At 65.9% G+C, this 12818-nt stretch carries 9 protein-coding genes and 1 pseudogene; 6 read left to right on the top strand and 4 right to left on the bottom strand.

Annotated elements, in window-relative coordinates:
* The 4 genes from lysS to AWB82_RS32530 all read right to left on the bottom strand — a co-directional run.
* Positions 1–1415: lysine--tRNA ligase (gene lysS, locus AWB82_RS32545; RefSeq protein ID WP_086973416.1), on the bottom strand; the 1415-nt coding region annotated here is incomplete at its 3' end.
* Between the two features lie 84 nt (positions 1416–1499).
* Positions 1500–2604 (bottom strand): peptide chain release factor 2 gene (prfB, locus tag AWB82_RS37805; RefSeq protein ID WP_096031477.1). Its coding sequence is split into 2 segments (ribosomal slippage): positions 1500–2522 and positions 2524–2604, totalling 1104 coding nucleotides; the frame shifts between segments, so codons are not numbered across the junction.
* A 74-nt stretch (positions 2605–2678) separates the two neighbouring features.
* Positions 2679–4379: a single-stranded-DNA-specific exonuclease RecJ gene (recJ, locus tag AWB82_RS32535; RefSeq protein WP_086973414.1), complete on the bottom strand. Its 1701-nt coding sequence runs from the start codon at positions 4377–4379 to the stop codon at positions 2679–2681.
* An 11-nt stretch (positions 4380–4390) separates the two neighbouring features.
* The gene (locus tag AWB82_RS32530; protein WP_086973413.1) at positions 4391–5494 is read right to left on the bottom strand and encodes a regulator; all 1104 of its coding nucleotides are present in this window, start codon (positions 5492–5494) and stop codon (positions 4391–4393) included.
* A 161-nt stretch (positions 5495–5655) separates the two neighbouring features.
* Here AWB82_RS32530 and AWB82_RS32525 point away from each other — a divergent pair.
* The 6 genes and pseudogenes from AWB82_RS32525 to AWB82_RS32500 form a co-directional block, all read left to right on the top strand.
* Positions 5656–6099 (top strand): annotated as a pseudogene (locus AWB82_RS32525) (glycosyltransferase); the annotation flags it as partial.
* Between the two features lie 491 nt (positions 6100–6590).
* Entirely contained in the window at positions 6591–7844 is a 1254-nt protein-coding gene (locus AWB82_RS32520; RefSeq protein WP_086973411.1) for a lipoprotein-releasing ABC transporter permease subunit, read from the top strand.
* On the top strand, positions 7837–8550 hold the full coding sequence (gene lolD, locus AWB82_RS32515; protein WP_086973410.1) for a lipoprotein-releasing ABC transporter ATP-binding protein LolD: 714 nt from the start codon (positions 7837–7839) through the stop codon (positions 8548–8550). The genes AWB82_RS32520 and lolD overlap by 8 nt, the downstream gene beginning before the upstream one ends.
* Positions 8551–8574: 24 nt before the next feature.
* The gene (locus AWB82_RS32510) at positions 8575–9363 is read left to right on the top strand and encodes a TatD family hydrolase (protein ID WP_086973409.1); all 789 of its coding nucleotides are present in this window, start codon (positions 8575–8577) and stop codon (positions 9361–9363) included.
* 78 nt (positions 9364–9441) lie between these two features.
* Entirely contained in the window at positions 9442–11928 is a 2487-nt protein-coding gene (locus tag AWB82_RS32505; protein ID WP_200818248.1) for a DNA internalization-related competence protein ComEC/Rec2, read from the top strand.
* Positions 11929–11943: 15 nt separating this feature from the next.
* Positions 11944–12765 (top strand): alpha/beta fold hydrolase, encoded by an 822-nt coding sequence (locus AWB82_RS32500; RefSeq protein WP_086973408.1) that lies wholly within the window; start codon positions 11944–11946, stop codon positions 12763–12765.
* Positions 12766–12818 lie beyond the last annotated feature (53 nt).

Genomic DNA, 12818 nt, shown 5'->3' with positions numbered 1-12818 from the left:
ATGCCGTGTTCGAGCGCGCGAATGTAATCGGCGTCGAAGTACATCGCTTCCTCGTCGCCGGCATCCTTTTGATCGACCTGCTTCTGGAAACGCGCGGCCTGGTCTTCCGGATCGTTCAGCTCAGAAAAGCCGTTGGCGATCTCGCGGCCGGTGATGAACAACTCGAAACGCTCCGTGATGCCCGGCTGCGAATCCGATGCGCGCGCGAGCGGCGACACTTCGATCGGATAGTCGACGATATACGTCGGCTCCCACAACTGCGATTCCGCCGTCTCTTCGAACAGCGCGAGTTGCAGCGAACCGACACCCGCATTCAGGAACTGGGGCTGCGCCGCATCCACGCCGAACTTCTTCAGTTCCGTGCGCAGGAACGCGGCGTCGGACAACTGCGCGTCGGTGTACTGCGGCGCGAACTTCTGAATGGCCTGATTGATCGTCAGACGATGAAACGGCTTGGAGAAATCGAGCTCGCGTCCCTGATACATGATGGTCGCGGTGCCGAGCGAATCGATCGCGGCCTGGCGGATCAGTTGCTCGGTGAAGTCCATCAGCCAGCGGTAATCGGTGTACGCGGCGTAGAACTCCATCATCGTGAATTCCGGGTTGTGACGCGGCGACACGCCTTCGTTCCGGAAGTTACGATTGATCTCGAACACGCGCTCGAAGCCGCCGACGATCAGCCGCTTCAGATACAGCTCGGGCGCGATGCGCAGGAACATCTGCATGTCGAGCGCGTTGTGATGCGTGGTGAAAGGCTTGGCCGCCGCGCCGCCCGGAATCGGGTGCAGCATCGGCGTTTCGACTTCCATGAAGCTCGCCTGCGCCATGAAATTGCGGATCGACGTGACCGCCTTGGTGCGCGCCATGAAGGTCTTGCGCGATTCCGGCGTGACGATCAGATCGACGTAGCGCTGGCGATAGCGCATTTCCTGATCGGCGAGGCCGTGGAACTTGTCCGGCAACGGGCGCAGCGCCTTCGAGAGCAGCCGCAATTCCGTGCAGCGCACCGACAGCTCGCCCTTGTTCGTGCGAAACAGCACGCCCTTCGCGGCGATGATGTCGCCGAGGTCCCACTTCTTGAAGGCGTCGTAAGTTTGCTCGCCGACGTCGGCGGGCGTCACGAAGAACTGGATCTGGCCACTGCCGTCCTGAACCGTCGCGAAGCTCGCCTTGCCCATCACGCGCTTGAGCATCATCCGGCCGGCGATAGCGACGGGCAGGGGATTGGCTTCGAGCGCCTCTTTATCCGTTTCGGCGTAGTCGCTCTGGAGCGCGGCGGCCTGATGCGTCGGGCGGAAATCGTTCGGATAGGCGACGCCTTGCTCGCGCAGCGAACGCAGTTTGTCGCGTCGCTCGGCGATGATCTGGTTCTCTTCCAGTTCGGGAGCGGCGCCCGGTTGAGTCGGTTCGGTCATGATTGATGGCTTTCGATACGGTGTGATGCGCGCGCGATGGAAACGAAACGCGGATGCCATGCCGGCATCCGCGCGAGGCGAAGATCAGACGCCTTGTTTCAGGCTCGCGCCGATGAAGTCGTCGAGATCGCCGTCGAGCACGGCGCGCGTGTTGCTCATTTCGACGTTGGTGCGCAGATCCTTCACGCGGCTCTGGTCGAGCACGTAGGAACGGATCTGATGGCCCCAGCCCACGTCGGTCTTGCTCGATTCGAGCTTGTCCTGTTCGGCCTGGCGCTTGCGCATCTCGAATTCGTAGAGACGCGCCTTGAGCATCTGCATGGCTTCCGCGCGGTTGCGGTGCTGCGAGCGGTCGTTCTGGCACTGCACGACGATGCCCGTGGGCGCGTGCGTCAGACGCACGGCGGAGTCCGTCTTGTTGATGTGCTGGCCGCCCGCGCCCGATGCGCGGTAGGTGTCCGTGCGGATATCGGCCGGATTGATTTCGATCTCGATCGAATCGTCGATTTCCGGATACACGAACACCGAAGAGAACGACGTGTGCCGCCCGCCCGACGAATCGAACGGCGACTTGCGCACGAGGCGGTGAATGCCGGTTTCGGTGCGCAGATAGCCATACGCGTATTCGCCTTCGACCTTGATGGTCGCGCTCTTGATGCCCGCGACGTCGCCTTCGGATTCTTCGAGCACTTCGGTCTTGAAGCCCTTGCGCTCGCAGTAGCGCAGGTACTGGCGTAGCAGCATGGACGCCCAGTCGCACGCTTCGGTGCCGCCGGCGCCCGCTTGAATGTCGATGAAGCAGTTGTTCGGATCGGCCGGGTTCGAGAACATCCGGCGGAATTCCATGTCCTCGACGCGCAGGCGCAGCGCATCGGCATCGGCTTCGCACGCGACGAGCGTGTCCTCGTCGTTTTCCTCGCGCGCCATCTCGAAAAGATCGCTCGCGTCGCGCAAATCGTTGTCGAGCGCGCCGATGGTCGACACCACGCCGTCGAGCAGCTTCTTTTCACGACCGAGCGCCTGGGCGTTCTTCGAGTCGTTCCAGATGTTCGGGTCTTCGAGTACTTTATTGACTTCTGCTAGACGCGCGGACTTGGCGTCGTAGTCAAAGATACCCCCGTAGCTCGCCCGCGCGGCGGCGCAGGTCGGCCAGAAGGCTTTCGATCGCGTTGAGACGTTCCGCTTCCATTGTCGATCTTCGGCTTCGTAAAAAGATGAAATTATAGCCGATTGACCGGGTTTCCCCTCGCGGACCGGACCTTCCTAGCCCGCGTGTTCGACGACCAATTGCACCCGCGCGACGCCGTTCCACGAATCGCTGACGAGCCGGTACGCGACGGTCGCGCGCGGCGGCAGCGGATCGACGTGGTTGAACCAGATCGCGTTGAAGCGCTGACGCCCGCGCAGCAGCGACAGCTTCAGATGCTTCTCTTTCACGAGCGCCTGCGACGCGACTTCGAACTCGCCGGAAAAGGTCGGCGCGGGAAAGCCTTGTCCCCAGACGGCGGCATCGAGCATTTCGACGAATTGCGGCGTGAAATACGCATCTTCCAGTTCGCCGTCGGTTTCGACGGTGCGCGAAAGCGCTTCGGCCGTCAGCCATTCGCGTCCGACCGCTTCGAACGCGGCGGTGAAGCGCGGGATGTCGGCGGTGGAAATGGTCAGGCCCGCGGCCATCGCGTGGCCGCCGAACTTGTGGATGAGGCCGGGCTCGCGCTTGCTGATCAGATCGACGGCGTCGCGCAGATGAAAGCCCGGAATCGAGCGGCCGGAGCCCTTGGAGAGCACGCCGCTGTCGTCGGCGTGCGCGAACGTGAACGACGGCCGGTGAAACCGCTCCTTCAGCCGGCCCGCGACGATGCCGATCACGCCCTGATGCCAGCTCGCGTCGTAAAGCGTGAGCGTCGCGCGCTCGCCCGGATCGATCGTCTGCAACTCGGCGAGCGCCTGCTGCTGCATGCCGGCCTCGATTTCGCGGCGCTCGCGGTTCATCGAATCGAGTTGCTGCGCGAGTTCCCACGCGCGGCCGATGTCGTCGGTCGTCAGGCATTCGATGCCGAGCGACATGTCCGACAGCCGTCCCGCCGCGTTCAGGCGCGGTCCGAGCGCGAAACCGAGATCGAAGCCCGAAGCGGCGCGCGCATCGCGGCCGGCGGCGCGAAAGAGCGCGGCGATGCCTGGCTGCATGCGGCCCGAGCGAATCCGCTTCAAACCCTGCGCGACGAGAATGCGGTTGTTGCAGTCGAGCTTCACGACATCGGCGACGGTGCCGAGCGCGACGAGATCGAGCAGCCCGTCCAAACGCGGCTCGGGCGCGTTTTCGTAAGCGCCGCGCCGGCGCAATTCCGCGCGCAACGCGAGCAGCACGTAGAACATGACGCCCACGCCCGCGATGCACTTGCTCGGAAACGCGCAGCCCGGCTGGTTCGGGTTGACGATCGCGCGCGCGGCGGGCAGTTCGTCGCCGGGCAGGTGATGGTCGGTGACGAGCACGTCGATGCCGAGCGCGTTCGCCGCCGCGACGCCTTCGACGCTCGCGATGCCGTTATCGACCGTAACGAGCAGATCGGGCAAGCCGGATTTCGAGCGCGACGCCAGTTCGACGATTTCCGGCGTGAGCCCGTAGCCGTACTCGAAGCGGTTCGGCACCAGATAATCGATGGCCGCGCCGAACATTCGCATGCCGCGCACGGCCACCGCGCAGGCGGTCGCGCCGTCGCAGTCGTAGTCCGCGACGACGAGCATGCGCTTGCCCGCGGCGAGCGCATCGGCGAGCACGACGGCGGCGTCGTCGCAACCTTTCAGGCCGGCGGGCGCGTGCAGGCGCTTGAATTCGGTCTCGACTTCATCGGGCGAAGTCACGCCGCGCGACGCGTACAGACGCGCGATGACAGGGTGCAGACCGTGGCGCGTCAGCGCTTCGGCATCGGCGGGAGAAGAGGCGCGCGTAACGATTCGCGTCATTGCAAAGTGCCTTATTCGATGAAGAGCGCCGCGATCGGACGGCGCCGCCAGAACTTGCGTAAATCGGAGCGCGTGACCGAGAGCGTGACCGAGCCGGTGTCGCCGCAAAGCGTGAGACTCAGGCGGCCGAGCGACCCGTCGCCGAGCGCTTGCAGCGCGGGCGCGAACCACGCGCTTTCCAGTGTCTTGAGCGAATCGTTCCAGCGCGCCCAGTCCTGTTCGATGAACGGCGCGGAGAACGCGTCGAGTTCGACGAGCGTCGCGCCTTGCGCGTCGTCTTGCGAGAGCGATGCGAGCGATGCGAGCGATTCCGGCGGCATCGACGGCTTCACACCGGCGGCCAGCGCGAGACCGCGCGTCGCGGCGGCGTTGGACATCACGCGTGCAAACGGACTTTCGACGGGCCGCATCGCGCCTTGTCCGTGGAGCCAGATCGAATTGATCGCGGGCAGGCCGCGCGATTCGCGTTCCAGGTTCAGCGGATGCTCGAACCACGCCATCTGCACTTCGTTCTGCAGCTTCATCCACGCGCGCGAGCGCTCGCCGGTGCGCGCTTCGTGCGGCAGCCAGATTTCGATGTTGCGTCCGGTCGCGCGCAGCGGCGATGCGCCCGCGAGCGCGCCCAGCGCTTCGCCCGACACGTACCAGCGCAACGGCGTCGGCGCTTGCAGCGTCACGCCGAGCTCTTCGATCACCGGTCGCGCGGTGTGCAGCAGGGCGCGCGCTTCCTCGGTGTGTACGCCGAGCGTGTCGGGGTCGATGAGCACGAGATGATCGTGCGCGATGCGCACGTGAACCGGCTCGATGCACGCCCAGCGCGCATCGCCGGGCGTGCCGCCGTCGGCGAGCAGCATGAAGGGCGCGAGCGGGGCATCGTCGGCATAGCGCTGGTCGGCGGGTGTCACCGCTCCGAAGCGGCGCGCGATCCAGCGTTCGTGCGGCAGCGTGCGCTGAAAATCCTCGCCGATGACGCGCTCTTCGAGCGTGGCGCGGGCGAGCAGCCTGTCGAGCGCCGCGCTCTCCAGGCCGTGCAGGGCGGTGGCGGCGTCCGCAGCCGAGGGCAGGGCGAACGGCAGCAGGAGATGGAGGTGTCGAACGGGCATGATGCTCGGCATTGTAGGGCAAAGCGCGTGGCGCGACGGGTGGCGTCGGCGCGCATGAAATGCGGCGCGTGCCCCCGGCGTGGCGACGATAGGTAAAATCGCGTATTCCGCAGTTCCCGTTCATCTTCGAACACGATATGGAGCGGACGTTGGCCGATCCTTTGCACCGAGACATGGCGGCGCCGTGCGCTTCGCGTTTCGGTCACGTGCGCATCGCCGTGCTGGTGCGCTGTTATAACGAGGCCGTTACGATCGGAACGGTGGTGCGGGGCTTTCTTGCGGCGCTCCTGGGCGCGCGGGTCTACGTCTTCGACAATCGCTCGTCCGACGATACCGCCGGCGCGGCGAGACGCGCGGGCGCGGTGGTGCGTCAGGTCGCCGATCAGGGCAAGGGCAATGTGATTCGCCGCATGTTCGCGGACGTGGAAGCGGACGTCTACGTGCTCGTCGACGGCGACGACACCTACGATGCAAGCGCCGCGCCGGCGCTCGTCGAGACCTTGCTGGCGAACGGCCTCGACATGGTCGTCGGGGCGCGCCGTTCGGATGAGCGCGAGGCTTACCGGCTGGGTCATCGCTTCGGCAATCGGCTGCTCACGCGCTTCGTGGCGGTGGTCCCGCGTTCGCCGTCATCGATGGCAGTTACAACGGGCGCATCGACACTCTCGCGCGCGCGAACGCGATTCTCGACAGTCTCGGCCTGACCTCCGGCGCGCGCGGCTGCGGCGCGCTGCGCTGGGCGGTCGATCGTCTGCGCCTGCGCGCGAGTTACCACGACGATGCCGCCGGCCCGAAACGCTGTCATCTCGATCTGCGCGCCGACGACGTTCGCGATATTGATGCCGAAAATCGTTCGCTGGTCGAGCGGGCGGCGCCGGCATTCGAACGTAATGGCTTCGCGCTGGATACGGCATCGTGCGAGCGCCGCCGCTCGGGCATCGGAAAGGGCGTCTATATCTATCAGTGGTGCCGCGTGAGCTTGCGCTGAGCGGGAGACCGCGCGGCTTTCGGCGTTTGCCGTCGTCCCGTTCGCGCCATGTATGGCAAACTTTCGCAAATTTGCGTCACCGGACTCAACAACGCTGGAACAGCAGCAGAAAGGAATCGCTTGAAACTTCCGTACGAATGGCAGATCGGCTGGCGCTACACACGCGCCAGCAAACGCACCACAGGCAACGGCTTCATCTCCTTCATCGCGCTCGTTTCGATGGCAGGCATCGCGCTCGGCGTCGCGGCGCTGATCGTCGTGCTGTCGGTCATGAACGGCTTCCAGAAGGAAGTGCGCGACCGCATGCTGTCGGTGCTCGCGCACGTCGAAATCTTCTCGCCGGCGGGCGCCATGCCCAACTGGCAACTGACCGCGCAGGAAGCGCGCCGCAATCCCGAAGTGGTCGGCGCCGCGCCTTATGTCGAGGCGCAGGCGTTGCTCACGCGTCAGGGCGCCGTGAGCGGCGTCGCGCTGCGCGGCGTGGAGCCGTCGCTTGAGCCGGAAGTGTCGGACATCGGCCGCGATATGCGCGCGGGCAAGCTCACGGACCTCGTGCCAGGCGGATTCGGCATCGTGCTCGGCAAGGATCTCGCGGGCAATCTCGGCGTGATGAAGGGCGACAAGATCACGCTCGTCGCGCCCGAAGGCACCATTACGCCCGCGGGCATGATGCCGCGCCTGAAGCAGTTCACCGTGGTGGGCATCTTCGAATCGGGCCACTACGAATACGATTCGACGCTCGCGCTCATCGAGATACGCGACGCCGAAGCGCTCTTTCGCCTCACCGCGCCGACCGGCGTGCGCCTGCGCCTGAAAGACATGCAGCGCGCGCCGGAAGTCGCGCGCCAGCTCGCGCGCACGCTCTCGGGCGATCTCTATATCCGCGACTGGACGCAGCAGAACAAGACGTGGTTCTCCGCCGTGCAGATCGAAAAGCGCATGATGTTCATCATCCTCACGCTGATCATCGCGGTGGCGGCGTTCAATCTCGTGTCGTCGCTCGTGATGACCGTCACCGACAAGCAGGCCGATATCGCCATTTTGCGCACGCTCGGCGCGCAGCCCGGCTCGATCATGAAGATTTTCGTGGTGCAGGGCGTGACGATCGGCTTTATCGGCACGGCGCTCGGCGTGACCCTCGGCTGTCTAATCGCGTGGAGCATTCCATGGCTCGTGCCCATGATCGAGCACCTCTTCAACGTCCAGTTCCTGCCGTCTTCGGTGTATTTCATCAGCGAACTGCCGTCGGAGCTGGTGCCGGGCGATGTCGCCAAGATCGGCGTCATTGCATTCGTGTTGTCTTCGCTCGCGACGCTCTATCCGAGCTGGCGCGGCGCGAAGGTTCGTCCGGCGGAGGCGCTGCGCTATGAGTGATCTGATTCCGGCCAACAACATCGTGCTGCAGGCATCGGCCATTTCGAAGGCGTTCGTGCAGGGCGGCTTCAACGTGCAGGTGCTCAACAACGCGCAACTCGACGTGATGAAGGGCGAAAAGCTCGCGATCGTCGGCGCATCGGGCTCGGGCAAAAGCACGCTGCTGCACGTGCTCGGCGGCCTCGACGAACCGAGCGCGGGCAAGGTCTCGCTGCTCGGCAAGCCGTTCACCGAGCTGAAGGAAAAGGAGCGCAACGAGTTGCGCAATCGTGCGCTCGGCTTCGTGTATCAGTTCCATCATTTGCTGCCGGAATTCACGGCGCTCGATAACGTCGCGATGCCGCTGCGCATCCGCCGCATGCCCGAGGACGACGCGCGCAAGGAAGCGCAGGTCATGCTCGAACGCGTGGGCATCGGACATCGCGCGAAGCATCGGCCGGGCGAATTGTCGGGTGGCGAGCGTCAGCGTGTGGCGATCGCGCGCGCGCTCGTCACGCATCCCGCGTGCGTGCTCGCCGACGAGCCCACCGGCAATCTCGACGGCGGCACCGCCGATACCGTCTTCAACCTGATGCTGGAGCTGTCGCAGACTCTTGAAACGAGCTTCGTGATCGTCACGCACGATCCCGATCTCGCCGCGCGCTGCGACCGCATCATGCGCCTGCGCGACGGCGTGCTGCACGAAGAGCCGGTTGTGCCGGTATAACGCGTTCCTCGTCCGGGAGGCGTCATGTGGATCGATACGCATTGTCATCTCGATGCCGGCGAGTTCGATGCCGACCGCGACGCCGTCGCCGATGCGGCGCTCGATGCGGGCGTCGCGCGCATCGTGATTCCGGGTGTCGGGCGCTTCAACTTCGAAACGGTGCGCGCGCTCGCGCATCGCATCGAAGGCGGCGCGTATGCGCTCGGCATTCATCCGCTTTTCACGCCGGGCGCGCGGGATGACGACTTGCGCGTGCTGCGCGAGGAAATCGAAGCCAGCATGGACGATCCGCGCTTCGTCGGTATCGGCGAGATCGGGCTGGATTACTTCGTGCCGACACTCGACGACGCGCGCCAGCAGTTCTTCTACAACGAACAACTGAAGCTCGCGCGCGAGTTCGATCTGCCTGTCATCTGCCACGTGCGCAAGTCGCAGGACAAGGTGCTGAAGGGCTTGCGCGTGCATGACGTTCATCGCGGCATCGCGCACGCGTTCAACGGAAGTTTCCAGCAGGCCGAGGCGTTCATCGCGCAGGGCATGCATCTTGGCTTTGGCGGCAATCTCACGTTCGAGCGCGCGCTGCAGATTCGCCGGCTCGCGAGTGGGCTTCCGCTCGACGCGATCGTGCTCGAAACCGACGCGCCCGACATCGCGCCGTCATGGCGCTACAAGGCGCGCAATACGCCGGATCAGGTCGCGCGCATCGCGCAAGTGCTCGCGCAACTGCGCGGCATCGACGAAAACACGCTTAGCCTAGGCACAACGGCTAACGCTCACGCGGCGCTCCCCAGGCTCGCGCTCGCCTCTTCATAATCGGTTCGATCGACGCATCGGCTGCTCCGGACTTTGTCCCGGGCGCGTGCGTTTGCCGTGACGAAGAAAGAGGAAGAAGTGCGGGCGATTCTGCTGGGATTTGCATTGGGTGTGTTCGGGTTGCAGCAGCAGGCTCGCTTGCCGGACGGCATCGCGTGGGCCGCTTGCTGCGCGGCGTTCCTCCTTGCGGCGACGCTCGGCGCGATGCAGCCGCGCGCGCGTATCGCGAGCTTCGCGGTTGCGGCTTGCGCGCTGGGTTTCGCATATTCGGCGATGCGCGCCGACGTTCGGCTGCGCGAGCAATTGCCCGTCGAGTACGAGCAGCGCGACATCGAACTGACGGGCTTCGTGCGCGGGCTGCCCGAGCAACGGGCCGACGGCACGCGCTTCGTGTTCGAAGTCGAAGCGAACGCCGCGCGATTGCATGATTTTCCGTGCCTCGTGCGATTACTCTGGATGTCCGGCGATGGCGCCGCGCGCCTTCGGGCAGGCGAGCGATGGACGCTGAGCGCGCGGCTCAAGCGCGCGCACGCCAACGCGAACTTCGGTCTGCGCGACGCCGAAGTGACACTGCTCGAACGCGGCATTCGCGCGACCGGTTATGTATCGGCCGCGCGTGCACCGCGCCGTCTGAAGGTCGATGCGGCGGGCCCACGTCTGACGATCGATCGTCTGCGGGGGCGCGCACGAGATCGCATCGAAGCCGTGCTTGGAGATGCGCCGCATCGCGGGATCATCGTCGCGCTCGCGGTGGGCGCGCAGGACGCCGTCAGCGATGCCGACTGGGCCGTCATGCGCGCGACCGGCACGAGTCATCTCGTCGCGATATCGGGCTTGCATATCGGTTTCGTTGCCGGACTGGCCGCGTTGATCGCCGGTTTCTTGTGGAAACGCCTGCGCTTGCGAGGCGTGCCGGCGCCGTTGATCGCGGCCGCGCCGCAAGTGGCGGCGCTCGGCGCGGTCGTTTTCGCCGCGTGTTACGCCGCGCTCGCCGGATTCAACGTGCCCGCGCAACGCACGCTGTGGATGCTGCTGATCGTCGCGCTCGCGTTTCTCGGCGGACGACGGCCGGTGTCGTCGCTCGTGCTGCTTTGGGCGCTTACGTTCGTGCTGATCGCCGATCCGTGGGCGGTGAGCGCGCCGGGATTCTGGCTGTCGTTCTGCGCGGTGGCGGCGATTCTGCACGCGATTGCGGCGACGGGGCGCAGCGCGTCGCGGGCGCAGATGGACGATCACGATGACGTCGATGAATGGGATCGCGTCGATCCGAGCGAAGTCGGGCAGCGGCCGGCGCACGTGACGAAGCGCAGGCCGCTCGCGATCGTCTCGCGGTTCGCGGCGCGCGTGCGGCGTCACGTCGCGTCGAGCGCGCGGGTGCAGTACGCGGTGACGATCGCGCTCGCGCCGCTCACCGTCTACTGGTTCTCGCAGATTCCGCTGCTCGGTCCGCTCGCGAACGCGTTCGCGATTCCGTGGATCAGCGTTTTAGTGACGCCCGCGACGCTCGCGGGTCTGCTGCTGCCCGCGCCGCTCGATGCGCCGATGCTGCACGTCGCGCACGCCGCGTTGTCCACGCTCTGCGATCTGCTCGCGCGCCTCGCGCATGCCGCGCCGACGTCGCTCTGGCTCTTGCCTCGGCCGGGCGCGTTTGCGCTCGCGGCGTCGTGCGTCGGCGTCGCATGGGCGCTCGCGCCGCGCGGCTGGCCGTTGCGCTTCGCCGCGCCGCTGACGTGGCTGCCGCTTCTCGCGCCCGCGATGCATCCCGCGCCCGTTGGCGCGTTTCGCGTCACCGCGCTCGATATCGGGCAGGGCTCGGCGCTCGTCGTCGAAACGGCGCGGCACACCTTGCTTTTCGACGCCGGTCCCGGTCCGGAATCGACGCATGCGGGCGAGCGGATCGTCGTGCCGTATCTGCAGGCCGCGGGCGTGCGCACGCTCGACGCGCTCGTCATCAGCCATTCCGATTCGGATCACGCGGGCGGCGCGTCGGCCGTGCTGCAAGCCATCGCCGTGCGGCAATTGCTCGCGTCGCTGCCCGCGCAAGATGCGTTGTGGGCCGATGCGCACGCACGCGGCGCGCCCACGCTGCGCTGCGCGGCCGGACAGCGCTGGACGTGGGACGGCGTCGATTTTCAGATGCTGTGGCCGCAGCCGGGGCCGCTATCGGGCAAGCCGAATCAACAATCGTGCGTGCTCAAGGTGACGAACGCGGCGGGGCGCTCCGCGCTGTTCGCGGCCGACATCGAAGCGGACGTCGAGCGCATGCTCATCGCGCGCGATCCCGCCGTGTTGCGCGCGGACGTGCTGATCGTGCCGCATCACGGCAGCCGCACCTCGTCCACCGAGCCTTTCCTCGATTCTGTCGGGCCGTTTGCGGCGATATTTCAGGTAGGCTATCGCAACCGCTTTCACCATCCGCATCCAACCGTCTTCGCGCGCTACCAGATGCGCGACATCGTGCTTTCGCGCAGCGACGAAGACGGCGCGGCGCGGGTCGAAATCGGTTCGCAGATCACCTTCGAGCGCTACCGGCAAAGCCACGCGCGCTACTGGATGGCGCGCTAAAGAAAAGGGACACGCTTGAAAGACATCATCCATTTCTCGCACGCGAACGGTTTTCCGGCGTCGACGTATCGCACGATCTTCGCGGAGCTTTCCGACGAATACGAAGTTCGCGGCATCGAGCGCATCGGCCATGACGCGCGCTTTCCGGTGACGCGCGACTGGCCGTATCTCGTCGATCAGCTCATCGACGACATGAGCCGCTACCGGCGCGAAGCCGACGTGGATCACCCGAAGGTGTGGCTCGTCGGGCATTCGCTCGGCGGTTATTTGTCGCTGATGGCGGCGCTGAAGCGCCCGGAATGGGTGAAAGGCGTCGTGATGCTCGATTCGCCGGTGATCGCGGGCTGGAAGAGCGGTCTCTTGCGCGTCACGCAATGGACCGGGCTGGACGAGCGCCTGTCGCCCGCCGCCGCGACCAGAAAGCGCCGCACGCAGTGGGCGAGCCGCGACGAGGCGTGGCGGCATTTTCTGTCGAAGCCCGCGTTCGCGCGCTGGGACGAGCGCATGCTGTCCGACTATATCGATTTCGGCATTCCGCAGACTCACGCGAACGGCGCACGTTCGCTCGCATTCGATCGTCATGTGGAATATCTGATCTATCGCACGCTGCCGCACACGCTCGGCGCGCGGCTCGCGCACGGCGCGCCGGTGCCCGTCGGCTTCGTCGCGGGCACGCATTCGCGCGAAGTGCGGCAGGTCGGGCTCGCTATGACGCGGCGCATCGCGGGCGCGCGCATCGAATGGATGGAAGGCAGCCATCTCTTTCCGATGGAGCGCCCGATCGACACCGCGCGCGCCGTGCAGCGCCTGCTCAAGTCGATGCCCGCGCCGTGCTGACGAGCCGCGCAAAAGGGTACGAGCAGGCACGAGCAAGGCACGAACACGCGTGC

Source organism: Caballeronia glebae, assembly GCF_001545035.1.
In the GTDB taxonomy this organism is placed as follows: Bacteria; Pseudomonadota; Gammaproteobacteria; order Burkholderiales; family Burkholderiaceae; genus Caballeronia; species Caballeronia glebae.
The sequence above is the reverse complement of the archived record's forward strand: the minus strand, read 5'-3'. Positions and strand labels throughout refer to the sequence as shown.

What these genes read in the sequence shown, in the direction of transcription:
- recJ (WP_086973414.1), bottom strand. Translation starts at nt 4,379, where the DNA reads ATGACGCGAATCGTTACGCGCGCCTCTTCTCCCGCCGATGCCGAAGCG.
- AWB82_RS32530 (WP_086973413.1), bottom strand. Translation starts at nt 5,494, where the DNA reads ATGCCGAGCATCATGCCCGTTCGACACCTCCATCTCCTGCTGCCGTTC.
- lolD (WP_086973410.1), top strand. Translation starts at nt 7,837, where the DNA reads ATGAGTGATCTGATTCCGGCCAACAACATCGTGCTGCAGGCATCGGCC.
- AWB82_RS32510 (WP_086973409.1), top strand. Translation starts at nt 8,575, where the DNA reads ATGTGGATCGATACGCATTGTCATCTCGATGCCGGCGAGTTCGATGCC.